General features: G+C 70.9%; 26 protein-coding genes and 2 pseudogenes. 7 read left to right on the forward strand and 21 right to left on the reverse strand.

Annotated features, from left to right (window positions below):
- Nucleotides 1–122 precede the first annotated feature (122 nt).
- Nucleotides 123–416: pseudogene (locus IF651_RS14560) on the forward strand (integrase core domain-containing protein); the annotation flags it as partial.
- 148 nt (nucleotides 417–564) lie between these two features.
- Here the strand turns inward: IF651_RS14560 and IF651_RS14565 are convergent.
- The 8 genes and pseudogenes from IF651_RS14565 to IF651_RS14600 form a co-directional block, all read right to left on the reverse strand.
- Nucleotides 565–1,556 (reverse strand): annotated as a pseudogene (locus IF651_RS14565) (IS3 family transposase); the annotation flags it as partial.
- A 34-nt stretch (nucleotides 1,557–1,590) separates the two neighbouring features.
- Nucleotides 1,591–2,985: a hypothetical protein gene (locus tag IF651_RS14570; protein ID WP_191829867.1), complete on the reverse strand. Its 1,395-nt coding sequence runs from the start codon at nucleotides 2,983–2,985 to the stop codon at nucleotides 1,591–1,593.
- A 255-nt stretch (nucleotides 2,986–3,240) separates the two neighbouring features.
- On the reverse strand, nucleotides 3,241–5,856 hold the full coding sequence (locus tag IF651_RS14575; protein ID WP_206715351.1) for an RHS repeat-associated core domain-containing protein: 2,616 nt from the start codon (nucleotides 5,854–5,856) through the stop codon (nucleotides 3,241–3,243).
- A gap of 848 nt (nucleotides 5,857–6,704) precedes the next feature.
- Nucleotides 6,705–6,773 (reverse strand): excalibur calcium-binding domain-containing protein, encoded by a 69-nt coding sequence (locus tag IF651_RS17865; protein ID WP_338403996.1) that lies wholly within the window; start codon nucleotides 6,771–6,773, stop codon nucleotides 6,705–6,707.
- 249 nt (nucleotides 6,774–7,022) lie between these two features.
- Nucleotides 7,023–7,349: a toxin-antitoxin system HicB family antitoxin gene (locus IF651_RS18075; RefSeq protein ID WP_191829869.1), complete on the reverse strand. Its 327-nt coding sequence runs from the start codon at nucleotides 7,347–7,349 to the stop codon at nucleotides 7,023–7,025.
- Nucleotides 7,350–7,453: 104 nt separating this feature from the next.
- Nucleotides 7,454–7,624 carry a hypothetical protein gene (locus IF651_RS17875; RefSeq protein ID WP_241744497.1) on the reverse strand — a complete coding sequence of 57 codons (171 nt, stop codon included), beginning with the start codon at nucleotides 7,622–7,624 and terminating at the stop codon, nucleotides 7,454–7,456.
- A 50-nt stretch (nucleotides 7,625–7,674) separates the two neighbouring features.
- Nucleotides 7,675–7,908: a DUF1016 N-terminal domain-containing protein gene (locus tag IF651_RS14595; RefSeq protein WP_191829870.1), complete on the reverse strand. Its 234-nt coding sequence runs from the start codon at nucleotides 7,906–7,908 to the stop codon at nucleotides 7,675–7,677.
- Between the two features lie 247 nt (nucleotides 7,909–8,155).
- Entirely contained in the window at nucleotides 8,156–8,698 is a 543-nt protein-coding gene (locus IF651_RS14600; RefSeq protein ID WP_191829871.1) for a DinB family protein, read from the reverse strand.
- Between the two features lie 102 nt (nucleotides 8,699–8,800).
- Here IF651_RS14600 and IF651_RS14605 point away from each other — a divergent pair, with 102 nt between their 5' ends.
- The 3 genes from IF651_RS14605 (at nucleotide 8,801) to IF651_RS14615 (ending at nucleotide 11,543) form a co-directional block, all read left to right on the forward strand.
- Nucleotides 8,801–9,421 (forward strand): TetR/AcrR family transcriptional regulator, encoded by a 621-nt coding sequence (locus tag IF651_RS14605; protein ID WP_191829872.1) that lies wholly within the window; start codon nucleotides 8,801–8,803, stop codon nucleotides 9,419–9,421.
- A 30-nt stretch (nucleotides 9,422–9,451) separates the two neighbouring features.
- On the forward strand, nucleotides 9,452–10,714 hold the full coding sequence (locus IF651_RS14610) for an MFS transporter (protein ID WP_191829873.1): 1,263 nt from the start codon (nucleotides 9,452–9,454) through the stop codon (nucleotides 10,712–10,714).
- A 154-nt stretch (nucleotides 10,715–10,868) separates the two neighbouring features.
- Nucleotides 10,869–11,543 carry a biliverdin-producing heme oxygenase gene (locus IF651_RS14615; RefSeq protein ID WP_338403987.1) on the forward strand — a complete coding sequence of 225 codons (675 nt, stop codon included), beginning with the start codon at nucleotides 10,869–10,871 and terminating at the stop codon, nucleotides 11,541–11,543.
- A 66-nt stretch (nucleotides 11,544–11,609) separates the two neighbouring features.
- On the opposite strand, the gene IF651_RS14620 is transcribed toward IF651_RS14615, so the two are convergent.
- From IF651_RS14620 to IF651_RS14655, 8 genes are all read right to left on the reverse strand, one after another.
- Nucleotides 11,610–13,937: an FdhF/YdeP family oxidoreductase gene (locus IF651_RS14620; protein WP_191829875.1), complete on the reverse strand. Its 2,328-nt coding sequence runs from the start codon at nucleotides 13,935–13,937 to the stop codon at nucleotides 11,610–11,612.
- Complete coding sequence (gene fdhD / locus IF651_RS14625; RefSeq protein ID WP_191829876.1) at nucleotides 13,934–14,788, reverse strand: formate dehydrogenase accessory sulfurtransferase FdhD; 855 nt, start codon at nucleotides 14,786–14,788, stop codon at nucleotides 13,934–13,936. The genes IF651_RS14620 and fdhD overlap by 4 nt, the downstream gene beginning before the upstream one ends.
- 134 nt (nucleotides 14,789–14,922) lie before the next feature.
- Nucleotides 14,923–15,747, reverse strand: a complete 825-nt coding sequence (locus tag IF651_RS14630; protein ID WP_191829877.1) for a MerR family transcriptional regulator — start codon at nucleotides 15,745–15,747, stop codon at nucleotides 14,923–14,925.
- A gap of 87 nt (nucleotides 15,748–15,834) precedes the next feature.
- A complete protein-coding gene (locus IF651_RS14635; protein WP_338403988.1) occupies nucleotides 15,835–16,578 on the reverse strand; it encodes an HAD hydrolase-like protein in 744 nt (247 codons plus the stop codon).
- A 77-nt stretch (nucleotides 16,579–16,655) separates the two neighbouring features.
- A complete protein-coding gene (locus tag IF651_RS14640) occupies nucleotides 16,656–17,186 on the reverse strand; it encodes a DinB family protein (protein ID WP_338403989.1) in 531 nt (176 codons plus the stop codon).
- A gap of 29 nt (nucleotides 17,187–17,215) precedes the next feature.
- Nucleotides 17,216–17,554, reverse strand: coding sequence for a MazG nucleotide pyrophosphohydrolase domain-containing protein (locus tag IF651_RS14645; protein WP_191829880.1), 339 nt, complete (start codon nucleotides 17,552–17,554; stop codon nucleotides 17,216–17,218).
- Nucleotides 17,555–17,602: 48 nt separating this feature from the next.
- The gene (locus IF651_RS14650) at nucleotides 17,603–18,022 is read right to left on the reverse strand and encodes a DUF4267 domain-containing protein (protein ID WP_191829881.1); all 420 of its coding nucleotides are present in this window, start codon (nucleotides 18,020–18,022) and stop codon (nucleotides 17,603–17,605) included.
- 82 nt (nucleotides 18,023–18,104) lie between these two features.
- Complete coding sequence (locus tag IF651_RS14655; RefSeq protein ID WP_191829882.1) at nucleotides 18,105–18,575, reverse strand: cupin domain-containing protein; 471 nt, start codon at nucleotides 18,573–18,575, stop codon at nucleotides 18,105–18,107.
- 87 nt (nucleotides 18,576–18,662) lie between these two features.
- Here IF651_RS14655 and IF651_RS14660 point away from each other — a divergent pair, with 87 nt between their 5' ends.
- Nucleotides 18,663–19,160: a MarR family winged helix-turn-helix transcriptional regulator gene (locus IF651_RS14660; protein WP_191829883.1), complete on the forward strand. Its 498-nt coding sequence runs from the start codon at nucleotides 18,663–18,665 to the stop codon at nucleotides 19,158–19,160.
- 10 nt (nucleotides 19,161–19,170) lie between these two features.
- On the opposite strand, the gene IF651_RS14665 is transcribed toward IF651_RS14660, so the two are convergent.
- The 5 genes from IF651_RS14665 to IF651_RS14685 all read right to left on the reverse strand — a co-directional run bounded on the left by IF651_RS14665 (nucleotide 19,171) and on the right by IF651_RS14685 (nucleotide 23,407).
- Nucleotides 19,171–20,256, reverse strand: a complete 1,086-nt coding sequence (locus IF651_RS14665; protein WP_191829884.1) for a protein kinase family protein — start codon at nucleotides 20,254–20,256, stop codon at nucleotides 19,171–19,173.
- 1 nt (nucleotide 20,257) lies between these two features.
- Nucleotides 20,258–21,043 (reverse strand): cation efflux transmembrane domain-containing protein, encoded by a 786-nt coding sequence (locus tag IF651_RS14670; protein WP_191829885.1) that lies wholly within the window; start codon nucleotides 21,041–21,043, stop codon nucleotides 20,258–20,260.
- Nucleotides 21,040–21,375: an ArsR/SmtB family transcription factor gene (locus IF651_RS14675; RefSeq protein ID WP_191829886.1), complete on the reverse strand. Its 336-nt coding sequence runs from the start codon at nucleotides 21,373–21,375 to the stop codon at nucleotides 21,040–21,042. The genes IF651_RS14670 and IF651_RS14675 overlap by 4 nt, the downstream gene beginning before the upstream one ends.
- A gap of 149 nt (nucleotides 21,376–21,524) precedes the next feature.
- Complete coding sequence (locus IF651_RS14680; protein ID WP_191829887.1) at nucleotides 21,525–22,388, reverse strand: ABC transporter permease; 864 nt, start codon at nucleotides 22,386–22,388, stop codon at nucleotides 21,525–21,527.
- Nucleotides 22,388–23,407 carry an ABC transporter ATP-binding protein gene (locus IF651_RS14685; protein WP_194720264.1) on the reverse strand — a complete coding sequence of 340 codons (1,020 nt, stop codon included), beginning with the start codon at nucleotides 23,405–23,407 and terminating at the stop codon, nucleotides 22,388–22,390. The genes IF651_RS14680 and IF651_RS14685 overlap by 1 nt, the downstream gene beginning before the upstream one ends.
- A 113-nt stretch (nucleotides 23,408–23,520) precedes the next feature.
- On the opposite strand from IF651_RS14685, the gene IF651_RS14690 reads away from it, so the two are divergent.
- Nucleotides 23,521–24,402, forward strand: coding sequence for a TetR/AcrR family transcriptional regulator C-terminal domain-containing protein (locus tag IF651_RS14690; RefSeq protein ID WP_191829888.1), 882 nt, complete (start codon nucleotides 23,521–23,523; stop codon nucleotides 24,400–24,402).
- A gap of 32 nt (nucleotides 24,403–24,434) precedes the next feature.
- Nucleotides 24,435–26,120 carry a phosphoglucomutase (alpha-D-glucose-1,6-bisphosphate-dependent) gene (gene pgm, locus IF651_RS14695; protein WP_191829889.1) on the forward strand — a complete coding sequence of 562 codons (1,686 nt, stop codon included), beginning with the start codon at nucleotides 24,435–24,437 and terminating at the stop codon, nucleotides 26,118–26,120.
- The last annotated feature ends 10 nt before the right edge of the window (nucleotides 26,121–26,130 follow it).

Consider the following 26,130-nt stretch of genomic DNA (forward strand, 5'->3'; position numbering starts at 1 on the left):
CGTCGCCCTGGCGATCAACGACCGGCCCCGCAAGGTCCTCGGCTGGAAGACCCCCGCCGAGGTCTTCGCCGAGCAGCTACTCTCGCTCCAAGAGCCCGGTGTTGCGTCGACCCGTTGAACTCGCCCAATTTCGAAGCCGGAAGTTCCTGGCAACGCTGCGCCGTCTGGACCTGGTCGGGTCCATGGGCCAAGTCGCCTCCGCCGACGACAACGCCGCCATGGAATCCTTCTTCGCCCTGCTGCAGAAGAACGTGCTCGATCGGCGCCGCTGGACCACCCGGGCCGAGCTGCGGATCGCGGTCATCACCTGGATCGAACGCACCTACCACCGGCGCCGCCGCCAGCAGCGACTCGGACGGTTGACCCCCATCGAGTACGAAGCCATCATGACCACTCAGGTCGCACTCGCCGCCTGAGATCACCTGTCACCTCTTCGTGCAGCAGACCCCGATCAGCACGCCACTGCCGACGCGCGCCCTCGGGAACATCGCTGGTCTTCATCCTCCACACTGCCTTCGCCACACCGCACCTCCGAGATCAGGGGTGTTGCGACGACCAATTGATTCCGCCTTGCGACCCGGCGTCGCTGTGATGGATCAGCTGCCCGTGCACGGCGGGGTGGCCCTCGCGGTCGCGCTGCCACAGCGCCATGCGCAGCGGGACCATGACCAGATCGACGTGCTTAGACGTCTGCGCGTGCCAGGACACGATCCGTTGGGAGAACACGTCGACGATGAACGCGACGTAGACCCACCCCGCCCAGGTCCGCACGTACGTGAAGTCGGTGACCCAGGTGTGGTTCGGCGCCGGCGCCGTGAAGTCGCGGTTCAGCAGATCACCAGCGCGCATCCCGTCCTTCGCGGGGATCGTCGTGCGCACGCCCTTGTCGCGGCGGACCCCGACCAGTCCCAGGGTCCGCATCGCCCGGTCGACCGCGCCCCGCGAGGCGTCCGGTGCGGCTCCGCGGCGCACGCACGCGGTCATCTTCCTGCGCCCGTACAGGCCTTCCGGTGCCAGCACGCGACGCTCGATCCCATCGGGGCCGACCCGTATTGTCCACGCGGTCTGGCGCACCGCGTCCTCGACCTGTGCGTCGCTCACCGTGCGCGGCGCGACACGGCCACCCGCGCCACGCCACGCCCGGTAGGTCCGTGCGGCGACCTGGCAGCCCTGCTCACGCAGGACCCGACACGTCGACTCGACCGCATGGTCCTCAGCCCTCATCGTGTCGATGAAGCCCATGATCATCGGTTGCGGGGGTCGAGCTCCCCCACGAAGAAAGACGTCGCGGCCTTCAAGATCGCGACGTCCTCGCGCAGGCGCCGGTTCTCCGCCTTGAGCTTCTTGATCTCCTCCAGCTCCTCACTGCTGACCCCCGGCCGGTCCCCGGCGTCCACCTCGGCCTGCGCGACCCAGCGGCGCACCGACTCCCGGGACACCCCGAGCTGCTTGGACACAGCGACCGACGCCGCCGTCACGTTCTGGTACTCCCCGAGGTGCTCACGCACCAGACGCACCGCGCGCGCCCTCAGCTCGGGATCAATCTTCTTCGGCATGTGCTCATCCTCCTGGACTCAAACAGGAGCGGCATCAAACCTGGGTCGCTTCACTGCGCCGCACCGCCGTCTGCGTGCGCCCCGTCAGCTCCCCAACCTCGCGCAGAGACCGACCGGCGGCGTACTGCTCCGCGACGAACCGGTCGAACCTGTCCCGCTGGAACACGTTGTAGCCGTTCTTCGTCGCCGCGAAACTGCGGGAGGGCGTCGAGCACTGGCCGAGTCGGGTACGCCACGGCACGACGCTACTTGGGGAATCTCTCGCCGGGCGGCCCGGCTCAGGGAGGTGGAAGAGTTCGTGCTGGCTGAGAGTGGCGGGCGTGCGCTTGAGGTGCCCGTCGACGAGCGCGACGACGTCCCAAGCTTCCGGCACGGTGACCTCGTGGGTGGCTCGAGGATTCGGCCAGTAGGTCGGCGTCTGCTTTGTGAAGGCGCCGGGGTGGAGGTTGTTCACGATCAGGACCCCGGACACGTGCTGGTGCGCCCAATGTCCGTCCCCGGCGTGGAAGTACCCGCCCGGGCCGCGGGCAGCGCCGAGAAAGCGGCCCTCCACGGGGTCGATCACCCACTGCTCGGGGCCGTAGAGCGCGTTCTTGACGCCGAAGTCGTCGTCCGAGAAGAACGACGTGCCGATCGCGACCATGAAGCCGTGCTCCGGCCTTCCGTACGCGTTCCCCTTGTCCGACAGGGCGTCGGTCAACACGCCGGCGTCGTCGACCCACTGCGCCTCACCGCCGCTGCCGTAGATGGCGAGCGGGCGCAGCCCTGTATCGCTACCGCGCATGGACGGGCTCTTGGGCAGGGCGCGGAGCGTGATGCTCCAGTCTTCGCGGTCCCAAGAGAAGGGCGGCCACTCCTCGCGAGTGATCAGATCGTCAGGGTCCAAGCCCTTGAGCCAGGCCTCGAGCTGCGCGCGCAGAGGCTTGGTCGAGAGCGCCCGTTCGCCCGCGGCGTTGATGTCGATTGCGAGCCAGAAGTTCGGGCTGTCGGTCTTGTTCAGGCCGTCGTAGACGTCGCTGATGCGTCCAGCGGTTCCCTGCCGGGTTCTGCTCGTGCTCGGGGATCGCGCCTCGAGGTAGAAGCTCTCACCCGAAGAGCGTGCGAGGAAGTCGGGCCGCCGGTCCGTGCCCGGGAGAGCGGGTTCGATCTCAAGGTCTAGACCGGACCGGATCAGGGACTCGTGGAGGTAGAGCTCGAGGAACGCTGCCTGGAAGGTGTGGTCGTCCGGGCGCCGAAGGCGGCCTGCCAGGGCACGGCGTTCCTGTGGAGGTACGCGACTGAGCCAGTCGTTCATGAGGTCGCGGACGGCCTGCCAGTACTCACCGGCGGCGCGGTCAAGGAACTCCGTCGAGGACTCGCGATGCGACGCGGGCGAGGCGTCCTGTCGAGGCCCCGGCTCGAGAAGCCTTCGCACGCGCGGGACCGGCACGAGCGGACGATGTATCGGTCAGGTCACTATGAGCAGGAAGACGGCCAGCATTACCGTGATAGCCAAGCCCAATAGGATCGGCTTTCGCCACGCGTCGCGATTCACTCCCTTTCCCAATCTTTCACGAATTGCATTGTTGTAGCGTGAAGTCAGTAACAAGTGTCCCGATAACCGCGCCCAGGAACATTCCGGCAAAGCCCGCCACGATCCCAGGTCCGCTGCCAGCTAGGAGCGCGGCGCCAAGACCATAAAATGTCACGAGATCGCTAACCGCACTTGCGGCCATGCCCAGCACTCCTGCAATGCAACCACGACACTCGTTCCCGTTGGGTCCTTGGCATTGCATGGGTTGGCCGCGGCGTAGGTGTAGGGGTTGGACTCTTGGCCGGCCGGGTCGTACTGGGTGAACCGCCCCAGTGTCGCGTCGTAGTAGCGGGCGCCGAGTTTGTAGAGGTTGGCGGACTCTTCGTAGCCGCCGGCGTAGCGGATGTTGTTCGAGCCGATGACACCAACATTGCTGGCGCTGCGCTGCTCGCCGTAGGGCGAGTAGGAGTAGCCGCCCTGCCATCCGCCCGTGTTCCCAAACATGCCGAGCACGGATCCGAGGTGGTCGGTGACGTAGTAGCTGGAGGCGACCTGCGTGAGGGCGATGGGCTTGCCGTCAGGACTCCGCGTCCACGAGGTATTCGCTCCCTGGAGGTCCTTGCCAATGAGGCCAAGATCCGAGCTGTACAAGGTTGTCGTAGCGATGCCGGTGACTGACTTCAGCTGCAGATCGTTGCCTGGCCCGAACGTGGTGTAGGTAGTGGCGCCGCTAGCGGTGACCTGGAGACGGTCGCCGTACGTGGCGGTCTGACCGGTGATCCCGTTGCGGGTCTGGTTCCCGGCACCGTCGTAGGCCCAGGTGGTGGTGTCGGCGCTGGTGGACGCGATCTGGTTGGCGTTGTTGTAGGTGTAGGTGATCGTGCCCGCGGTCGCGCCGGTGTTGCCGGCGCGAGTCTGGCTGGTGCGGTTGCTCGCCTTGTCGTAGGTGTAGGTCCACGACGCGTTGACGGTGGCCCCGTTCTTCTCCTCGGCCTTGGTCAACCGGTTCAGCGAATCGTAGCTGTAGGAGCTGATCGCGCCGACGGGGATGCCCTGCTCGAGGTGGCTGGTGCGCTTCTGCAGCATGATGCGGTCGCTGCTGCCCTGGGTGTAGGAGTACCCGACGTCGGCCTTGGTGTACCCGCCTGCGTCCGTCGCGGTGATCCGCGTCGGGCGCCCGGAGGTGTCGCGGGTGGTGTTCTGACGTGCGCCGCCGGGGAAGATTCGGGCGGTCTCATGCCCGTTGTTGTCGTAGGTGAACTTCACGCATCCAGAGTTCGCGGCAGGGTTGCCACTTGTGGTGCAAGATCCGGAGGTCGGGCGCAGGGCGGTGAGCTGGTTCGCCACGTCATACGCGTACGTCGTCGCGCCCAGGCCGCCCGTCGAGACAAGGTTCCCACTCTTGTCGTAGCCGTTGGTGACGGTGTTGCTGTAGCCACTGCCCGTGGGGCCCTGGACCTTCCTCTCGGTTTGCTTACCGAGCAGGTTGTACTTGTAGGTGATCGCGGTGCCGGTAGCCGAGTCGGCCTCGGAGGTCAGCAGCCCGCTAGGTGTCCACACGTTCGTCAGGGTCTGCCCGTTGTGGAACGTGGTGAGCGTGATTCGGTCCGCGGCGTCGTAGGCGTAGGTCGTGGCCTTGGCGTTGCCGTCGGTGACCTTGGTGACGCGCCCGACCGCGTCGTACTCGTACAGGGTCGGGCCGAGCGGTGCCGGCGGGGTGGTCTTGATGAGGTTGCCACCGGAGTACGTGTAGGTCGTCTTCTTGTTGTTGGCGTCGGTCGCAGAACAGATCTGCCCGGCCTTGCCCCCGCACACCGTGCCAGCGCTGGTCTCGTAGGTGTACGACGTCGTCGAGGCCGTGCCGCCGCTCGTGGTGTCCGTCTTGGCGGTGAGGTTTCCCGCGGCGTCGTACGTCATGGACTGGGTGTTGCCCGACGGGTCGATCGTGCACTTGGCCCGGTAGGGGTTGCCGGACTGGGCGCCGGTGCACCCCGGGCCCTGGGCGTACAGGGCTTGGGTCGCCGCGCCCGTGGGCAGCGTGATGCCGGTCTGGTTGTTCAGCTGGTCGTACGTCGCCTCAGTGACGTTGCCCTGCCCGCCGCCCGTGGAGAACCCGTCGGTGGTGGTCTGCACGTCGCTGTTCGCTGTCCAGGTCTGGGACTGGGTGCGCCCGAGCTGGTCCGTGGTCTTGGTGACCTGCCACTTGGAGTCGACCTCGTAGCTCGAGGTGTTGCCGCGCGGATCAGTGACCGTGGTGCCGGTCGCGGTGTACGCGAACGAGGTCACCACGCTCGACTCACCCGTGCGGGACTGCGTGACCTTCGTGACCCGGCTCGCGGAGTCGTACACGAACGCGATCGATCGCCCGTCGCCGCCCATCGTCACGAGCCGATCGCTGGCGTCGTACGTCATGGTCCAGAACGGGCGCCCGGCGCCCTCCTCGTTGACCCTGTCCATACGCCCGACCGAGTCATAGAAGAACCTGGTGTAGCGGCCCGCCGCCCCCACCTCGTCGAGGCTGTGGGCCGCGCCGTTGTTGATCAGGTAATCCATCCCGATGCTCTTGCCGACGGCGTCGGTGACCGACACGACCCGGCCGGAGGAGTACCCGTAGGTGATCCCGACACCATTGCGGTCCTGACGCTTGGTCAACCAGCCCGACGCATTGAAGATCACCTTCTCCCCGGTCCGGTTGTAGGAAACCGTCCACGTCCCGTCACCGTTCTGCGTCAGCGACGCGTTCACCCCCGCGGGAGAAGTCCACGTGCTGCCCGACTTGGTGAACACCCACCGCGCGCCCGTCCCGTCGTAGTACGTCGTCGTCGACGAGGAGATCGATAGGCCGGTGATCATGTAGTCCTCGCGCCACGGCCCGATGTACCCGTTGTCGATGTCGTTCTGCGAGTTGTACACGCGGTACGCGACGGCCGGCACCCCCGGCCCGCGAAGCTCACTCATCTTTGAGCGGATGAACAGGTTGCCCGACCCGACGTTGACCTTGATCGCCTGGTCGCCCTCGTCACCATCGAGCCAGAACTCCTGGAACGTGTACGCCCCGGTGTCCCCCAGGGCCTCGTTCGCTGCTGGCGGCGCAGCTGCTCGCGCTGCACTCGGTCCCTCGGGCGCTGAGAGCTCAGGCGTCCACGCCTTGCTCGGCGGAGCACCGCCGACCTCGACCTCAGGCGCGTCCGGATCCGGCTCCCAGACGTCCGGCGCCGGCGCCGCGGCGGCCGCAGCCGCAGGCCCCCGGCTGACGGGGCCGAGCTCGCCGGCAGGGCGACGGCACCCACAACGAGCAACGATGACGAGACGATCCCAGCGACGAACGACACAGCGCGCATGATTTCCCCCCAAGAGGTTGAACACCGTTGTTCAAGCCACCGCGATGGACGCGGTCCCACGAGAGCAGCACGAGACCGCGCCACACGCACCTCATAGGCTCATCGTGCTTACGAAGAGGACCCGTCGGAGGTATCGAACCCCTCCAAACCTCCCATCCCGGACGACGGGAGCAGCCCTGGTGTACGACAAGCACCGATTTGCCGGACGCCGCAGAACCACCTTTTGCGACGCCCGACAAACGGTCGGTTTTGCTACTTGATCGAGATCCTCGCTCGCCGTGATGGCGTGGAGCTCTACTCGCAGCCGACGCCGTCGCCGTCGCGGTCCAGCTTGCCGGAGTACCCGGGCTCACCGCGGTGGATCGGCGCCTTTCCGGCGGCGCGGACCGCGTCGCAGTTCTTGTAGTAGGCCTCCGCCGGTGCGGGGGCGGGAGCGGGTGCCGGCGGGGGCTCGGGTGCCGGCGCGGGCGCGGGCGCGGGGGGTAGCCACGCGAGGCGGTGTCAGCTTGCTCACCCGGTACCGGCTCGAGGTCGCGTTCCGCGACAGCCGAGCGGCACGACGAAGCCCGCACCCCCGAGACGAGATCTCGGGGGTGCGGGCTTCGTGCTGTCTCAGGCTGAGAGCTTGTGGTTGGCGAGACGGTTCATAGAGATGCCCTGCTCGGCAGCCTCTTCGACGAGCCGGCGGTGCATAGCCGGGGGGATCCGCACGCGGAACTCGCCTGAGTAGTGGCGCTCGGACAAGGGCTCCGGGACCTCCTCGCCAGAGGCTGCGAGGTCGTCGACCACCTCATAGGCGAGCTTCTGGATCCCAGAGAACGCGGCGCCCGGCTCGGGCTCGAGCCACGAGAGAGAGGGCAGCTCGAGAACCGTACCGACAAACTCCCCGTCGTCTGCGGACCAGGACACGCGGTAGCTGTAGTGCTCGGCGGCGTTCACTTCTCCTCCTCCTTGGAGTCGTTCTCATCTTGCATGGCCTCGAGCTTGTCGATCGCCTTGAGGACCTGTTTGACCTGGTAGGCCTTGGCCTGGCCGTTGCTGTTCTAGATGTTGACCCGGGGGTCACCGGACCAAGGCATGGCATAGATGTGGTGCGAGCCCCCGCTACGCCGGGGCTCGCCGAAGTAGTGGCCGCACACGGCGGCGAGTTCGTCGAAGCGAACGCTGCCCGGGCTGTTCCGCATGCGGTCCAGCACCTTGTCTCGCTTCGTCACGAGACGACGGTACCAATAGTGGTACCACCCGTGTCAATGGCCTAGGCATGTTAGGTCAAGGTGAGCCGAGACACAGAGAAGCCCTGGCTCGAGAAGAGCGTCTCGAGCCACGCCTGGGCGATACGTCGCATGCTCTTCACGTTCGACGGCGACCAGCCGCGCCGATCGGGGAACTCTCGCCTCAGATCAGCCGGGAGGAGCCGGTCGATCACCTTGCTTCCCCACCCTGCCGCACGCTGGCGGTCGAGGATGTCGCGCCCGACAGACCAGTACAGGTGCAACACCTCGACGTTTGCGCGTCATCCTGCCGCAGCCCTCCCACGGGGCCGAACTGACCTGGCTACTGGGGCGCTGGCGGTACCGGCCTCATCGTCGGTGAGCAGGTCCCACACCCGCGCCGCGGCGGCGCGCCCGGCGTCGTCGGCGTCGAACGCGAACACCGGCACGACGGCGGACCCGGTACGGCGGATCACCTCGGCGTCCAGGGCTCCCTCCACCAGCACGACCCGCGCGCCGCACGGTCGCGAGACGTCAGAGGACCGGCCCTTCGTCGGCGCCGACGTCGTACAGGTGGTGCACGACGTCGTGCAGGAAGTACTGCCCGAGCGTGCGGACCGTGAAGACCGACCCGTTCGAGCGGCGCCCCGGGCGGTCCCACAGGTCCGGCGTGAGCGTCTCGAACCGCTCCGCGACGCGACCTCCCGCGAGCTCGAGCTCGCGGGCGACGACCGTCGGGTCCTGGTGGGCGTAGTCGGCCTCGGCCGCGGCCGCGTCCTGGTCCCAGTCGGCGAAGAGCGGGTCTTCCTGCTCGACCATGGACCGCAGGCGCCCGTCGAAGACGACGAAGACGTCGCGCACGTGGGCCGCGTACTCGAGGGGTGACCAGGTCGCGACGTCCGGTCGCACGCCCACGTCGTCACGGCCGAGCACGTCCACCCAGCGGGGGACGGTGGCACGCACCGTGGGCCCGACCATGTCGGGCTCGACGTCGGACGACACGAAGCCGCACTCCGGACAGGGTCGCTCGAGGACCCAGGTCCAGTCCTTGGTGTCGGGCGGGATGCTCGGTTCCATCTGCCGCAGTGTGCCAGAGGTCGCCCCGGCGGATCCGTCGCGGACCCCGCCCGGCCGAACGGGGCGATTCGCTTTCTGACAATCCATCCCTATGATGTCAGGATGCCCAAGATCATCGGGGGCTCCCTGCACGAGCACCGCGCCCAGACCCGACAGAAGCTGTTCACGGCGCTGTCGACCCTGATGATGGACCGCGGCTTCGACGCCATCTCGCTGGCCGACATCGCCGCGGCGGCCGGGGTGGGGCGCACCGCCGTCTACAACCACTTCCCGGACAAGGAAGCGCTCCTGCTGGGCTTCATCACCCACGAGACCGAGCAGTACGTGAGCACGCTCGAGCGGGCGCTGGCCGGCGTGGACGACCCGGTCGAGCAGCTGCGCACCTACATCCGCCAGCAGGCGCGCCTCACGAGCGTGTTCCACCTCGCCCCCGGACCCGATCTGCGCACGGTGCTGTCGCGCACGACGCGCCAGCGGCTGCGTGAGCACGCCGAGCTGGTCGAGTCCATCCTGCGCCGCATCGTGCGCAGCGGCATCGAGGTCGGCGAGTTCCCGGAGCAGGACATCGAGACCTCCGTGCAGCTCGTCAACGCGTGCCTGTCCGGGCGGTTCGTGCCCGACGACCCCGACGCGCGCGATCAGGCCGTACGAGCGACCGAGGCGTTCGTGCTCCGTGCCGTCGGGGCCGACCTCCGGGTCGGGGCGGTCGCGAGCGCGCACTGACGTCGTGGCGACCAGCCGTAGCCTCGGGGTGTGAGTCCCCGACCCGAGCGACCGAGACGTCCGGGTCGGCCGCACCTCGGTCCCGCCTTCACGAACGTCTTCACGGCGAACCTCAGCTCGAGCCTCGGTGACGGGATCGCCCGCGTCGCCGCGCCGCTGCTCGCCGTGCAGCTCACCGACGACCCGCTCCTCGTCTCCGGGATCGCGGCCGTCGCGCTCCTGCCCTGGCTGTTCTTCGCGATCCCGGCCGGGATCCTGCTCGACCGGATCGACCGGCGGCGCGCGCTCGCGCTCGCCAACGGCGTGCGGACCGCGCTCGCGCTCGTGCTCGTCACCCTCTCCGCGACCGGGACGCTGACGATCTGGTGGCTGTACGCCGTCGTGTTCCTCTACGGCGCGTTCGAGACCGTGTACGACGGCGCCATCCGGGCCGTCCTGCCCTCGATCGTCGCCCCGCGGGACCTGCCGCGCGCGAACTCGCGCATCGAGGCGGGCGAGCTCACGGTGCAGAACTTCCTGTCGGCCCCGCTCACGTCGGCACTGTTCGCCGTCGCGGTCCTCATCCCGCTCGGCGTGGGCGCGCTCAGCTACGCGGTCGCGTTCGTCCTCGCGTTCTTCCTGCCCGCGGCCGCGGCCGGCGAGCACCGGACGGCGCCGTCCGACGCGGTACGCGTGCGCTGGTACCGGCAGACCGCGGACGGGTTCCGGTTCATCTGGGCGAGCCCGATGCTCCGCCCGCTGTGGCTGCTCTCGATCGTCGTCGGCATCTGCTTCTCCGCGGCGACCGCGACCCTGGTCCTCTACGTGCTCGACGAGCTCGGCGTCCCGGAGGCGTGGTACGGGACGTTCATGCTCGTCGGAGCCCTCGGCGCGCTCCTCGCGGCCGGGGTGGCCAACCCCCTCAAGGAGCGGTTCCGGGCCGGGCCCGTGATGGCCGTGGCGAACCTGCTCACGCCGACGATGCTCGTGGTGATGGGTCTGGTCCCCGTGGTCCCGGTCGCGGCGGTGTGTCTCGCCCTGTCGTTCGGTGGGACCACGGTGTGGAACGTGCTGGTCATGTCGTTGCGGCAGGCCGCGATCCCGAGCCGTCTGCTCGGGCGCGTGCACGGGACGTGGCGCACGCTGCTGTGGGGCGCGATGCCGCTGGGGTCGTTCCTCGGGGGTCTGCTCGCGCGGGTCGACCTGACCACGCCGCTGATCGCGGGCGGTGGCGCGGCGGTGCTCGCCGGGCTGCTCGGTTTCCGTTTCATCGCCGGACTGCCGAACCCGGAGGACACGCGGCCCGGCCTCTAGTCCTCCGGGGACGGTCCCGCTGCCGTGCCGGCCCCGGCTTCGTGCGTCGATGGAGGGTAGGCAAGCCTAACCTCGTGCGGTAGAGTCCTGGTGCAACGTCATGACGACCTGTCAGGACAGCCACTCAGCGACCCGACGCACCACAGGAGCTCCCGTGACTGCTCTCACCCACGACCTCGCCCCGGCCGACGTCTCCGCGCCGCTCTCGCAGCGGCTGCGCGAGGGGACCCGCCCGGAGCACGAGCAGGCCGAGGGGTCCGGTTTCGTGGAGCGGCTCATGGCCGGTGGGCTCGACGTCGCCGCCTACGCCGACCTCGCCGCGCAGCAGTGGGCGGTCTACGGCGCGCTCGAGGCCGCGAGCACCGCGATCCGCTCGGACGTGCAGGGCGCGACGCTCGTCTTCGACGCACTCACCCGGACCCCGGAGATCGAGAAGGACCTCGCGTTCCTCGTCGGCCCGGACTGGGCCGAGCGAATCACGATCCACCCCGCGACCGAGCGCTACGTGGCGCGGCTGCGCGAGGTCGGCGGCTCGCTGCCCGCCTACGCCGCGCACGCGTACACCCGCTACCTGGGCGACCTGTCCGGCGGCCAGATCATCAAGCGCATGCTCGAGCGGCACTACGGGCTGTCGGTCGACGGGCTCGCGTTCTACACGTTCACCGAGATCCCGAAGTCCAAGCCGTTCAAGGACGTCTACCGCGAGCGCCTCGACGCGCTCGCCCTGACTCCTGCGCAGGTCGACGAGACCGTCGCGGAGGCGAAGCTGGCGTTCCGCCTCAACAGCGCGGTCTTCGCCGACCTCGGCCCCGCCCACCCCGCGAGGTAGGACCGGGACCCATCTCGGCACGCACGGGATCCTTCCGGCGGGCCGGAGCTCTCGTTCCGGCGCGGGTCACCGCGGCTCAGCACGAGGGACGAGTCGCACGACGACCGACTTGGACACCGGGGTGTTGCTGCCGATCGCGGTGCTGTCCAGCGGGACGAGGACGTTCGCCTCCGGATAGTAGGCCGCCGCGGAGCCGCGCGCCGCGGGGTAGGCGACGACCCGCTGGTTCGCGAGCACCCGGTCGGGCTGGCCCGGCCACTCGCTGTGCACGTCGACGCGGTCGCCGTCGGCGATCCCCAGCTCGTCGAGGTCGTCCGGGCTGACGAACACCACGTCCCGGCCGCCGCGCACGCCGCGGTAGCGGTCGGCGAGCCCGTAGATCGTGGTGTTGAACTGGTCGTGGGAGCGCAGGGTCTGGAGGATCAGCCGTCCGGGCGGGCACTCGACCGGCTCCAGGACGTTGACGGTGAGCTCAGCCCTCCCGCTCGCCGTCGCGAACGTGCGGGAGTCGCGCGGCCCGTGCGGGAGCACGAAGCCCCCGGGGCTCCGCACCTTCTCGTTGTACCGCTCGAACCCGGGCACGACGCGGCTCACGTGGTCGCGCACGACGTCGTAGTCGTCGCGCATCGCCGCCCAGTCGATCGACGGGACCGAGTCGTCCGCATCGTCGCGCAACGTCGCCCGGGCCATCCCGACGACGATCGCCACCTCGCTGCGCAGGTCGTCCCCCACGGGCTCGACCTTGCCCCGCGACGCGTGCACCGCGCACACGGAGTCCTCGACGGACACGAGCTGCGGCCCGCTCGCCTGCCGGTCGATCTCGGTCCGGCCCAGGGTCGGCAGGATCAGCGCCTCACGGCCCGTCACGGCGTGCGACCGGTTGAGCTTCGTGGAGATCTGCACCGTGAGGTCGGTCCCCCGCACGGCCGCCTCGGCCGCGGCCGTGTCCGAGATCGCGCCCACGAAGTTCCCGCCGAGCGCGACGAACGCCCGGATGCGCCCGTCGCGCATGCGTCGCAGGGTCTCGACCGAGTCGGCCCCGTGGGCTCGCGGCGGTGCGAACCCGAACTCCCGCTCCAACCCGTCCAGGAACGAGTCCGGCATCTTCTCCCAGATGCCCATGGTCCGGTCACCCTGGACGTTGGAGTGCCCGCGGATCGGCGACGCCCCCGCGCCCGGACGCCCGATGTTCCCCCGCAGCAGCAGGAGGTTGACGATCTCCTTGATCGTGTCCACGCCCTTGCGCTGCTGCGTCAGGCCCATCGCCCAGGTGACGATCACGCGGTCTGCGGCGAGGTAGCGCGCGGCGAGGTCGTCGACGTCGGCGACGCTCAGTCCCGTCGCCCGCAGGACCTCCACCTCGTCCAGCTGCGCGAGGTGCGCCCGGAGCGCGTCCAGCCCGCGCGTGTGCTCGACCAGGAATGCGTGGTCGAGCACGGTGCCGGGGGCGGCGTCCTCGGCGTCGAGCACACGCTTGGACACGGCCTGCAGGAGCGCCATGTCCCCGCCGGGGCGGACCTGGTAGAGCCGGTCGGCGATCTCGGTGCCGCGCCCGGCCAGGCCCCGCACGGTCTGCGGGTTGCGGTACCGCACGAGCCCGGCCTCCGGCAGCGGGTTGACGGAGACCACGGACCCCCCGGACCGCTTCGTCCCTTCGAGCGCGGTGAGCATGCGCGGGTGGTTGGTGCCGGGGTTCTGCCCCATGACGATGACGAGGTCGGCCTTGGCGAAGTCTTCGTACGAGATCGTCGACTTGCCGATCCCGATCGTCTCCAGCATCGCCGTGCCCGTGGACTCGTGGCACATGTTGGAGCAGTCGGGCAGGTTGTTGGTGCCGAACGCGCGCACGAACAGCTGGTAGACGAACGCGGCCTCGTTCGAGGCCCTGCCGCTCGTGTAGAACGCGGCCTCGTCCGGGGACGCGAGCCCGCGCAGCCGGTCTCCGACGATCTCGAACGCCCGCTCCCACGTCACCGGCTCGTAGTGGTCCGATCCGGCGGGCTTGTGCACCGGCTCTTTCAACCGGCCCTGCTGCCCCAGCCAGTACTCGTCCTTCCCGGCCAGCTCGGTCAGCGAGCGCTCCGCCCAGAACGACCGCGGCACCGTGAGCGGCGTCGCCTCCCACGCGATGGCCTTCGCGCCGTTCTCGCAGAACTCGGCGCGGCTGCGGTGCGTCGGGTCCGGCCACGCGCAGCTCATGCAGTCGAACCCGTCCTGCTGGTTCGCGGCCGTCAGCAGCTTCGCGGCCCGCAGCGGACCCAGCTCGCGCACCGACGCGACGAGCGTGCGTACCACGGCCTCCGGCCCGGCGGCGTTGTCCTTGGGCGGCCCGATCCGGACGTCCGGCGCCGTCTCGTCGCCCCGTCCGTGCCCGACGCCGCGCGCCGCGCTCACGCCGGCACCACCCTCGTGCCCGGGGCGGGGTCCGCGACGCGGACGCGGTGGTCGCCCGCGTAGACCACCATCGACTCGCCCCGCGCGAACCCGACGAGCGTCAGGCCCGACTCGACCGCGAGGTCCGCAGCGAGCGACGACGGCGCGGACACCGCCACCATCGCCGGGACCCCGGCCATCGACGCCTTCTGCACGAGCTCGAACCCGGCCCGGCCGGACACCACGAGCACGGTGCCGGGCAGGGGCAGGCGCCCGTGCTGGACCGCCCAGCCCACGACCTTGTCCACGGCGTTGTGCCGTCCCACGTCCTCGCGCACGACCAACAGCTCGTCGCGCTCGACGTCGACGAGCGCCGCCGCGTGGAGCGAACCCGTCCGCGCGAAGACGATCTGCGCGGCGCGCATCCGGTCAGGGAGCGCCAGGAGCCACGCGGGGTCGAGGTCCGGGCCGCCGTCGGGCAGGGGGTGCGCCGAGCGGGTCCGCACGGCGTCGATGCTGTCCGCGCCGCACAGCCCGCACGCGCTCGTGACGGGAAGGACGCGTCCGTGCCCGACGGCGCGCGGCCGGGCCTGGTCCGCGAGCGTGACCTCGACCGTGTTGTCGGCGGTGGCGCACAGGCGCGCGGTCCGCACGTCGTGCGGACCGTGGACGATCCCCTCGGAGACGAGGAGCCCGAGGGCGAGCTCGAGGTCGTGCCCGGGGGTGCGCATCGTGACCGTGAGGACGCGCCCGTCGACGCGCACCTCCAACGGCTCCTCGACGGTGAGCTGGTCGTCGCGCAGCGAGGCGCGCGCGACCCCGGGGCCGAGCGTGTACCGGGTGACGCGTCGACGCGCCGAGAGCTGTCCCACCCCTCCATCCTCCCCCACCACCGACGTAGTACCTCCGCTCGCGAGGTAGTAGGCCAGTGCGCCGAGGTAGTACCCCCGTCCGGACTGGGGTACTACCTCGGTGAGCAGAGGTACTACGTCGGCGGGCAGAGGTACTACGTCGGCAGGCGGTCCACGTACGTGCGCAGGGTGTCGCGGACGAACGTCGCGCCCTCCACGCCGCCGTAGCTGAGCGCGAACCGCGGGTCGTTCACGTACATCTCCCCGAGGCCCAGCAGGTAGTTCCGCAGCGGCCCCGCCTCGTGCGCGGGGTTCGCCGGGACGCTCTGCAGCCAGGCGACGTGACGTCGCGCGAGCTCCTGCGCCTCGTCCGACGCCGGGTCCGTGCCGGCCTGCGCCGCCGTGGTCCAGTCGTCGTTCAGGCGCGCGGTGCGCTCCTGCCAGGCCGACCGCTCGTCGTCGGACATGCCACGCCACCAGGCGTCCCCGCGCCGGTACGCGTCCTTGCCCCAGCGGTCCTCGACCTCGTCCTTGTACTGCGTGTGGTCGAACCCGTCGAACATGTCGCTCGCCATGAGCTCGCCACCTCCTTCCATCGTGGTGATCGTGCGTTCGACCGACGCGATCTGTCGCGCCAGCCGCTGCCGCTCCGCGCGCAGCCACTCGAGGTGGCCGCGCAGCGCCCGGACCTGGGCGTCCCGCTCGGAGGTCTCCCCCGTGCCCGACGCCGCGTGGCCCGTCCCGGCGAGCGCCTCCTTGATCGCGGGGAGCCCGAGACCGAGGTCACGCAGGAGCAGGATCCGCTGGAGGCGGACGAGGGCGTCGGCGTCGTAGTGGCGGTAGCCGTTCGACGCGACACGGCTCGGGGGCAGGAGCCCCACGGCGTCGTAGTGCCGCAACGTGCGGCTCGTCGTGCCGGCCAGCCGCGCGACCTCCTGGATCGACCAGTCGGCCGTGCGGCGCGGTGCCGTGCTCCTCATGGCTCTCCGCCCGCCCTCCTCGTCCGTGTTTCCGCCCCGCTCGGTGCGGCAGCGGTCACCACGCTAGAAGTTGACGCTACGTCAAGGTCAAGCGTCGCTGCGACGCGACGTCGCCCGACGCCCGAGGACCGCGACGAGCTCCGCGGGGTCGGCGACGACAGCGATCGCTCCGGCGCGCTCGAGCTCGCCGGGCTCGGCGTAGCCCCACGCGACCCCGACGCACGCGATCTGGTGCCCCGCCGCACCGTGCACGTCGTGCTCACGATCGCCGACCATGACGATGTGCGCGGCGTCCGGGGTGACGCCTCGGGACCCGAGCGTGGTGAGCGCGTGCGCGATGACGTCACCCTTCGACCTGCGTGTCCCGTCGAGCGTCGCGCCGAACACGTCGTCGAGGCCGCGCTCGAGGTACGCGTCGATGCCGAGGTGCACGGCGATCCGGCGGGCCATGGGCTCCGGCTTCGAGGTCGCGAGGGCGAGGCGCAGGCCCGCGCCACGCAGCGCCGTCAGGCACGCGGGGATGCCGGGGAAGAGCGCGTTGTCGTACAGGTTTCCGGCCGCGTACACCTCGCGGTAGGCGCCGACGGCCGCGCCGACCTGGTCCGCCGGGACGCCGTGGCGCGGGAACGTGTCGTCCAGCGGCGGGCCGATAAACCCGCGCAGGACGTCGTCGGGCGGCACGGCGAGCCCGAGCGCCGCGTAGGCGTGGCGTACGGACGCGACGATCCCGGGAGCGGAGTCCGCGAGCGTCCCGTCGAGGTCGAGCAGGACGAGGTCGTCGCCGGCCGCGCTCGTGCGTCGCGGGAAGGGCGGGGGCGGCGGCGCGGTCACGCCCGCCATCGTGCCGGGTGCCCGGCGCCGCAGCAAGAATCGTCCACGGCGGCGCGCACCGGAAGGCTCTGCGAGGACTACTCGCCGACCGCGCCGTCGACCGACTCGCGGATGAGGTCCGCGTGACCGTTGTGCCGCGCATACTCCTCGATCATGTGGACGACGATCCAGCGCAGGTTCCACGCCTCGCCGGTACGCCGGTGCGCCACGGCCGACACGCGGTCCAGGCCGCCGTCCGCCATCGCCGCCTCGAGGATCTCGTCGGACGCGGCGATCGACCGGTCCAGCAGCACGCGCAGCTCCTCCGGGCTGTCCTGCGTCGCGCTGTGCCAGTCCCAGTCCGCGTCGGTATCCCAGTCGGCGGTGTCGAACGGAGCGATGAGAGGTTTGCCGAGGAAGATCTCCGAGAACCAGTACGACTCGACGAACGCGACGTGCTTGAGCAGCCCGCCCAGGGACATGGTCGACGGCGGCAGCGTCTGCGCGAGCTCAGCGGCATCCAGGCCGGACGTCTTCCAGCGCAGCGTGTCGCGGTGGTAGTCGAGGAACCCGGGCAGGGTCGTGATCTCGTCGGCGGTGGCGGGAGGGTCCGTGCGCTGGTCGCTCACCGCGCCAACCCTAGGCTCTCGGCGGATGCTCAACCATCGAATTCGGTCTCCCATGCGAGCCACTTGCGCCCGACGGCCGCCTCGACGTCGACACCCTGCGCACGGGCGAGGAGAAGAAGGTGGGCGAGGACGTCGGCCACCTCGTCCGCGAGGGCCCGTCCCGCGCCGTCGGGCACGGGCTCGTGGCGTGGGCGTGTGCGGCCCGTCGCGGCGAGGAACGCCTGCGTGAGCTCGCCGACCTCCTCGGTCAGCTTGAGCGCGAACCAGTCCGGGTCGCGGTCGATACCGAACTTGTGCGCGTAGAGCGCCGAGATCGCCTCGACGCGATCGGAGAGGTCGGCGAGGGTGAGCGGCGCGTCGTCGGGCATCCGCCCAGTGAACCACTGGCGCCGGATCCGCTCATGCCGCTCGCAGCATCACGGCGCGCCGTGACCGGGACGACCCCACGGGGCCCGCCGGGGTTCGGTCAGGAGCAGGATCCCGGTGGCGAGCACGGCCACGGCGGTGATTCCGTGCACGCCGAGCGCGACAGCCGCCGAACCCCCGGACGCCAGCACGAGGATCATGTCCGTCGCCGGGACGATCGTCTCGACCGCGAGCACCCAGCCCAGCGCGCGGCGTTGCCCCGTGAGCAGCAGCGTGAGCGGGATGAGGCCCGAGGCCAGGTCGCGGATGCCCTTGGTCGCGAGGAACGCCGCGGCGTCACCCTCGGGCCAGACGGGCATGCCGAACGACGGCGCCGTCGCGGCCGGGGCGAACAGGTAGCTGAAGCCGACGTAGCCGATCCCGAGCGCGAGCAGGACGGTCAGCGTGGATGCCAGGTGCTTGCGGAACATGGGGGCACTCCTTCTCGTGGTGACAGCGGCCCGGGTGGTCTTCGGGGCCTGGGTGGTCTTCGGGGCCTGGGTGGTCATCGGTTCAGCGCCCGACCGGACGCGAGAGCGGGCCGAGCACGCGCACGACGGCGCGTGTGAGCGGTGAGGCGGGGCGCATCACGTCGCGGTACTCGTTGAGGACGCCTGCGAGGCCGACAAGCCCGGCCCGCCCGTCGCGGTGCAGCCGGTCCATGGCGGTGAAGAACGGCTCGACGCGCGCCGCGGGCGTGCTGAGCCAGCACACCGTCGCGGGCGCGTCGCCGGGGTTCCACATGTGGTGCACGGTGCCGCGCGGGACGTCGAACGAGTCGCCGGCGGTGACGTCCTGCTCGTGGTCGACGAACCCGACGCGGAGCGTGCCCGCGAGGACGGTGAAGGACTCGTCGTGGTGCGGGTGCACGTGCTTCGGGGGGCGCGAGCCGCGGGGCTGGTACGTCGCCTCCACCTGGAAGCGGTCCGCGGTGCTCTCCTGCACCACCAGGGTCTCCGAGCCGTTGAGCGTCAGCGTGGTCATGATGACTTCCTCTCAAGTAACTTGTGCACGAGTTGCTTGAGCCCAAGTTAGCGCACGAGTAACTCGTGCGCAAGGTAAAATGCGGGCATGGACGACAACGACCGCATCGACGCGCTCGTCGGGCAGTGGGCCGACGAGCGTCCCGACCTCGATCTCGACGCCATGGCGCTGCTCGCCCGGCTGGGTCGGACCGCGGAGCTCGTGGACGCGCGCACTCAGGCGCTGGCCGCGGACTACGGCGTGAACCGCGGCGACGGCGACGTGCTGTTCGCCCTGCGCCGGGCCGGCGCGCCGTACCGGCTCTCACCCACGAGCCTGGCGCGCGCGCTGCTCATGACCACCGGCACCATGACCGGCCGCCTGGACCGGCTGGAGACACGCGGCCTGATCGTGCGCGTCCCGAGCACGCAGGACCGCCGCAGTCTCGACGTCGAGCTGACCGACGAGGGCAGGCGCCAGGTGGACGACGCCGTCACCCGCCACGGCGCGACTCAGCGGGAGATCGTCGCGACGCTCACCGCGACGGACCGCGCCGACCTCGACCGCGTGACCCGACGGCTGATCACGCACCTCGGTTCGGACTAGCGGGCGACGGTCACGCCGTTCGCTCTCGGGGCGAGCCGTCCGGCCGCGGTCCGATCCGGTGGATCGCCTCCTGCGGGTAGAGCGCCTCCCGGCTCTCCCGCCGGAACCGGCGGTAGAAGTCACCCATCACCGCTGCGACGGGTGCGTGCCGGACCAGGATCGCCGCGACCGCCGGTGGAGCCCCGCTCGGCGCCACGCCTTCCGCGAGCGAGCGCACGAACGCCTGCCGCTCCTGTGGCCCGTACCCGTACAGGGCGACGACCAGCCAGTTCACCAGGTGCGTCACGGCATAGGCGCGGTCGTAGCCGCGGTGCGCGTCGAAGAAGTCCGCCTCCCCCTGTGCGAGCTCGAACCGGGAGGAGATCGCGAGACCGTAGTCGGCGAGGTAGAGCCGCGTGCCGTCGGTGAGGATGTTCTCGAAGTGGGCGTCGAGATGCAGCAGCTGGCGGTCGTTCATGAACGAGATCCCAGCCTCGAGCTCGCGCTCCACCATGGCGCAGGCCCGCTCGGCGGCGTCGTCGTCCCCGGCCCTGATCTGGTCGTCCAGCCAGTCGTGCAGGTTCTGCGGGACGTACTCGAGGAACAGCAGGATGCTCGCCGAGGACTGCTGCAGGGCCTCGATCCGCCGGCGCACCTCCGGCCCGCCGCCCCAGTACGCGACGGCGCGCTCGACGTCGGCCAGCTCGTCGGGGAGCGGCTGGCCGGCGTCGGGCAGCACCCGCCAGTGGTACATCAGCGGGAAGCCCTCGGAGTCCCCCGCGATCACCCAGCCCGTCGTCATGACGTGCACGGCCAGCTCCCGCCAGGCGCCGAAACCGGGTCCGCCGATGGTGCCGACCCCGTAGTGGACGAAGTCCGGCAGCCCGAAGAGGTTCGCCGTGGAGCGGACGTTCTCCGGCCGCCGCTCGAGGTCGGTCAGGCGCACCTGCTTGACGAAGACCGGGATGCCCTCGACCTCGAGCAGGAGGATCTGCCCGCCGATGCCGGCACCGACCGGCACGGCGTCGTCCACGAGCTCGCGCAGCCTGCGGCCGCTGCACAGCGACAGGGCCGTGGACGCGGCTCCGTGGGCGGCCAGCCGAGCACCACGGGACATGTCAGGGCTCCGCAACTCCGCCTCCAGCCGAGCGCTCGCCGACGGGCCGGGCCGGAGCGCAGCACCCGTCCTCGCACCCGGCCGCGTCCGGGTCGGACTCGCCAGGGACGACGGTGCGCGCGACCTCGTCGCTCGCGGCGAGCAGCGCGCCGACCGGGGCGCAGCACGCGTCGCCGCGCCAGGCCTCGACGCCCTCCTTGACGGCGACGGCCGCGATGACGAGCGCGGCGACCGGGTCCGCCCAGGTCCAGCCGAGCGTGGAGGTGAGCACGAGCCCGACGAGGAGCACCCCGGACAGGTAGGTGCACAGCAGGGTCTGCCGGGAGTCCGCGACCGCGGACGCGGAGCCGAGCTCGCGACCGGTGCGGCGCTCGAACCACGACAGGAACGGCATGACCGCGAGCGACACGGCCGCGAGCACGATCCCGACGGTCGAGTGCTCCGGCTCGGCGGCGCCGAGGAGCGCGCGGGCCGCGTCGACGGTGACGAACAGCGCGAGGCCGAAGAACGAGACGGCGACGAGCCGCAGCGCGACGCGCTCGCGCCGGTGCGGGTCGGGCGCCGCGAACTGCCACGCGACCGCCGCGGCCGACAGGACCTCGACGACGGAGTCGAGGCCGAAGCCCACGAGCGCGGCCGACGACGCGATCCGACCGGCCGTGATGGCGACGACCGCCTCGACCACGTTGTAGGCGATCGTCGCGGCGACGACCCACCGCACGCGGCGCTCGAGCACTGCTCGACGGGCGGCGGCCAGCGGGGGCGGGCCGAGGGAGACGGAGGTCATGCGCAGGTGCACCCGTCGGGCCCGCAGCACGTCGGGTCGACCGCCACGACGAGCCGCAGCAGGTCGTCGAGCGCCGGGGTCAGGTGTGGGTCGGCGAGCCGATACCACGTGCGCCGACCGTCGGGGATCGCCTCCACCAGCCCGCACCCACGCAGGCACGCGAGCTGGTTCGACATGACCTGGCGGGAGACGCCCAGGGCGTCGGCGAGGTCGGACGGGTAGGCAGGCGCCTCGCGCAGCGTCAGCAGGATCCGCGTGCGCGTCTCGTCGGACAGCGCGTGCCCGAGCCGCGCGAGCGCGGCGGTGTGCGTGAGCGTGACGGTCTCGACCATCCCCCCACAGTACAGCGAAACGTGTACTCGACCAGCCCGAGCCCACCCGACCCGTCGAGCACGACATCGCCCGCCGCCGAACACGCCCTGGGGGTCGTTATCGGGCGGATGACGACCCCCAGGGCGTGTTCGGCGGGAGATGAGAACCGTCAGGTCGTGCGGCGGGTGCGGCGGATGCCTACCCACAGCCCCACCGCGCACGTCAGCGCCGCCGCCGCGAAGCCCCACAGGACGTCCGTGTCCACGAGCGAGCCGGCCAGCAGCGCGCGCTCCGCGTCGACGATGTACGTCAGCGGGTTGAACATCGCGGCCGTCTGCATCCACGCCGGGCCTGCCTCGAGCGGGAGCATCATCCCGGACAGGATGAGCAGCGGGAAGAGCAGCGACTGCTGGACGCCCCAGAACAGCCACTCGCGGTTCTTCGCGGCGAGGGCGAGCGAGATCGACAGCGCTCCGACTCCCACGCCGAACAGCCCGAGCAGGAGCAGCCCTACGAGCAGGTGCAGCGGGTAGAGCGTGAAACCGAACGGCACGCACACGACCGCGATGAGCAGCCCCTGCACGACGAGCGGCGCGAACTCCTTGAGCGCACGACCCACGAGGATCGCGGAGCGGTCGAGCGGCGTCGCCAGCACCCGCTCGTAGGAGCCGGTCATCATCTCGTAGAGCAGGTTGGACCCGCTCATGGACGTGCCGAAGAGCGAGATCATCACGATCACGCCGGGCACGAACCACTGCAACGTGTCCGCGGTGCTCCCGCCCCCGCCCGGCGTCCCACCGCCGAACCCGCCGACCGCGCCCGTGAGCAGCGGCCCGAACAGACCGAGGAAGATCAGCGGCTGCAGGAGCGAGAAGATCAGCGTGAACGGGTCGCGCAGCACGAGCAGGATCTCGCGCGTGAACACGGCCCAGGTGTCGGCGACGAGCTTCCCCGCCCCTGTTCGCACGGAGACGTCACCGCCCGGGCGCCCCCCGGTGGTCCGGGTTGCCGACAGGTTGGTCTGCGCGGTCATCACGCCGCCTCCTCTCGCAGGGAGCGCCCGGTGAGGTTGAGGAAGACGTCGTCGAGGCTCGCCTGGCGCAGCTCGGCCGAGCGCACCGCGAACCCCGCGACGCGCAGCGCCTCGATCGCCTCCGGCAGCCGCGTGTCCCCGTGCGCGGTGGAGATGCGCACAGTCCGCGCGCCGTCCGCCGCGACCGCCCCGTCGGTCCGGACCTCGCCGTCACCGGAGGCCAGCGCCGTACGGAGCGTGGCCTCGTCGTCGGGCAGCAGGTCCGTGCCCGACGGCGCACCGCCCGCCGACCCTGGCGCCACCACCAGCGTGACGAGGTCGTCGGAGTGGTCGCGCTTGAGCTCGGACGGGGTCGCGTCGGCGATGATCTCGCCGTGGTCGATGACGACGACGCGCTCGGCCATGTCGTCGGCCTCGTCGAGGTAGTGCGTGGTGAGGACGATCGTCATGCCGTACCGCTCGCGCATCGCGCCGATGTGCTCCCACAGGTTGGCCCGGGCGTGCGGGTCGAGGCCGGTGGTGGGCTCGTCGAGGAACAGCAGCGGCGGGTGGTTCATCAGGCCGAGGGCGACGTCGAGGCGTCGGCGCTGCCCGCCGGACAGCGACTGGACGGTGCGCTTCTCGAGCCCGCCGAGGTCGAGCGCCTCGAGGAGCTCCGCGGCCCGGCGCGAGTACTCGGCGGAGCCCAGGCCGTAGAACCGGCCCTGGTTGTGCAGCTCGTCGAGCACCCGGTAGGAGAACCCGCCCCCGTTGCCCTGGCCGATGAAGCCGATCTGCGAGCGTACGTGCGCGGGGTGGCGCGTGACGTCGTACCCGGCGACCTCGGCCGTGCCGGCGGTGGGTTCGAGGAGGCTCGTGAGCATCCGCAGGGTCGTGGACTTGCCGGCCCCGTTGGGGCCGAGGAAGGCGACCAGCTCGCCCTCACGGACGTCGACGTCGATGCCCTTGACGGCCTCGACGGTCTCGGACTTGCGGTGGAAGGTCTTGGTCAGACCTCGGGCTCGGATCACCGTGGACATCCCCTCTCGTACGCCGTACGGTAACGGCACGACGACGCAAGCATACGCTGTACGGGAAAGGTGCCGCGAGGGTCTGACAACCCGCGGCTCGGCAGATCGGGGAGGATGACGGCGTGACGCACGACGACCCCACCGCACCAGCCGGCGCTCCGGGACCCGAGACCGCCGACGCACGACCCCGCGGGATGATCGCGGCGGCCGAGGCGGGCCATCCCGGTGCGATCCGGGCCGCCGAGCACGCGCGCGTGTCCGAGGTGGAGGTCGTCCGTACACCCGAGACCACCCGCCGCCTCGCCCTCCTGTGGGACCCGCCCGCCCCCGCGACCCGCGGGCGCAAGGCCCGCCTCACGCTCGACGAGGTCGTCGAGGCCGGGATCGCCGTCGCGCAGGAGGGTGGGCTCGACGCGCTGTCGATGCGCCGCGTCGCGGCCCGGCTCGGAGTCGGCGCCATGTCCCTCTACACGTACGTCCCGGGCCGGACCGAGCTCGTCGACCTCATGATCGACCGCGCCTACGCCGAGCTCGACCTGCCCGTCGCGGGCGCGCCGTGGCGTCCTGCGCTCGCGCAGTACGCGCACCAGATCTGGGACCTCTACCAGCGCCGCCCCTGGATCCTGCAGACCAACATGTGGCGCACCCCGCTCGCGCCGCACGTGCTCGACGCCCAGGAGGCCGGGCTGCGGACCGTCGTGGACACCGGCCTCACCGAGGTCCAGGTCGTCGAGACGCTCGGGCTCGTCGACAACTACGTGCAGGGCCTCGCGCGCGCGACGATCGCGGAGTCCGCCGAGCAGGCGACCACCGGGATGGGTGCCGACGAGTACTGGACCACCCTGAGCAGCTTCTGGGAGGACTGGTTCGACGTCGAGCGCTACCCGGTCATGACGCGCGTCTACGTGGCGGGCGGCTTCGACACCCCCCAGGGTCCGCTCGACGCGAGCCTCGAACGGCTGCTCGACGCCGTCGAGGCCGCGATCGATCGCGCGAACGGCTGACGCGCAGGCCCGACCCCTGGCAGGATCGACCCATGGACCCCCGCGCCGGCACGCCTGCCCAGCCCAGCGACCTCATCGACGTCGACGCCGTCGTCAGCGCCTACTACGATCTGTCCCCCGACGTCGACGACCCCGCGCAGAAGGTCGTGTTCGGCACGTCCGGGCACCGCGGGTCCAGCCTCGACCACGCGTTCAACGAGGCGCACATCGTCGCGATCACCGCCGCGATCGTCGAGTACCGGCGCTCGCAGGGCACCGACGGACCGCTGTTCATCGGCCGCGACACGCACGCGCTGTCGCTGCCCGCGTGGCAGACCGCGCTCGAGGTGCTCGTCGCAGCCGGCGTCGACGTGTTCGTCGACGCGCGCGACTCGTACACCCCGACGCCGGCCGTCTCGCAGTCGATCCTGCTGCACAACGGCGCCGCGACGTCCGAGGGCGTGCGCACCACCGGCCCGGGGGTCGCGGACGGGATCGTCGTGACCCCCTCGCACAACCCCCCGCGCGACGGCGGGTTCAAGTACAACCCGCCGCACGGTGGACCCGCCGGGTCCGAGGCGACCGGCTGGATCGCCGACCGCGCGAACGAGCTCCTGCGCTCGGGCGTCGGGTCCGTGCGGCGCACCGCGCTCGCCCAGGCGCTCGAGTCGGAGCGGGTCTTCAAGCACGACTTCCTCACCACCTACGTCGACGACCTCGCGAACGTGCTCGACCTCGACGCGATCCGCGACTCCGGGGTGCGCATCGGCGCGGACCCGCTCGGCGGGGCGTCCGTCGAGTACTGGGGCGAGATCGCCGAGCGGCACGGGCTCGACCTCACGGTCGTGAACCCGCAGGTCGACCCGCGCTGGTCGTTCATGACGCTCGACTGGGACGGCAAGATCCGCATGGACTGTTCGTCGCCGTCGGCGATGGCATCGCTCGTGTCCCGGATGACGGGCGAGGGTGTGGACAGCGCGCCGTTCGACGTCGCGACGGGGAACGACGCCGACTCCGACCGGCACGGCATCGTCACGCCGGACGCCGGGCTCATGAACCCCAACCACTACCTCGCGGTGGCGATCCAGTACCTGTACGGGGGTGCGCGGCCGGGCTGGGACGACGGCGCCGCGATCGGCAAGACCCTCGTGTCGTCGGCGCTCATCGACCGGGTGGCCGGCGGGCTCGGGCGGCGCCTGATCGAGGTCCCGGTCGGGTTCAAGTGGTTCGTCCCCGGACTGCTCGACGGGTCGGTCGGGTTCGGGGGCGAGGAGTCGGCGGGAGCGTCGTTCCTGCGCACCGACGGGCGCGTGTGGTCCACGGACAAGGACGGGCTGCTGCTCGCGCTGCTCGCGTCCGAGATCATCGCGACCACCGGGAAGTCGCCGTCCGAGCACCACCGCGCGCTCGTCGACCAGTACGGCGAGTCCTGGTACGCCCGCGTCGACGCCGCGGCGACGCTCGAGGAGAAGGCGACGCTCGGCAAGCTCTCGCCGGAGCAGGTCACCGCGACCGAGCTCGCGGGCGAGGAGATCACCGCGAGGCTCACGAGCGCACCGGGCAACGACGCCGCGATCGGCGGCCTCAAGGTCACGACCGAGAACGCCTGGTTCGCCGCCCGCCCGTCGGGCACGGAGAACGTCTACAAGATCTACGCCGAGTCGTTCGTCTCCGCCGACCACCTGGCCCAGGTCCAGGCGGAGGCGAAGGACGTCGTCTCGGCCGCCCTCGGCAGCTGACCGTCGCCGA

The sequence above is a fragment of the Cellulosimicrobium arenosum genome (assembly GCF_014837295.1).
Taxonomy (GTDB): domain Bacteria; phylum Actinomycetota; class Actinomycetes; order Actinomycetales; family Cellulomonadaceae; genus Cellulosimicrobium; species Cellulosimicrobium arenosum.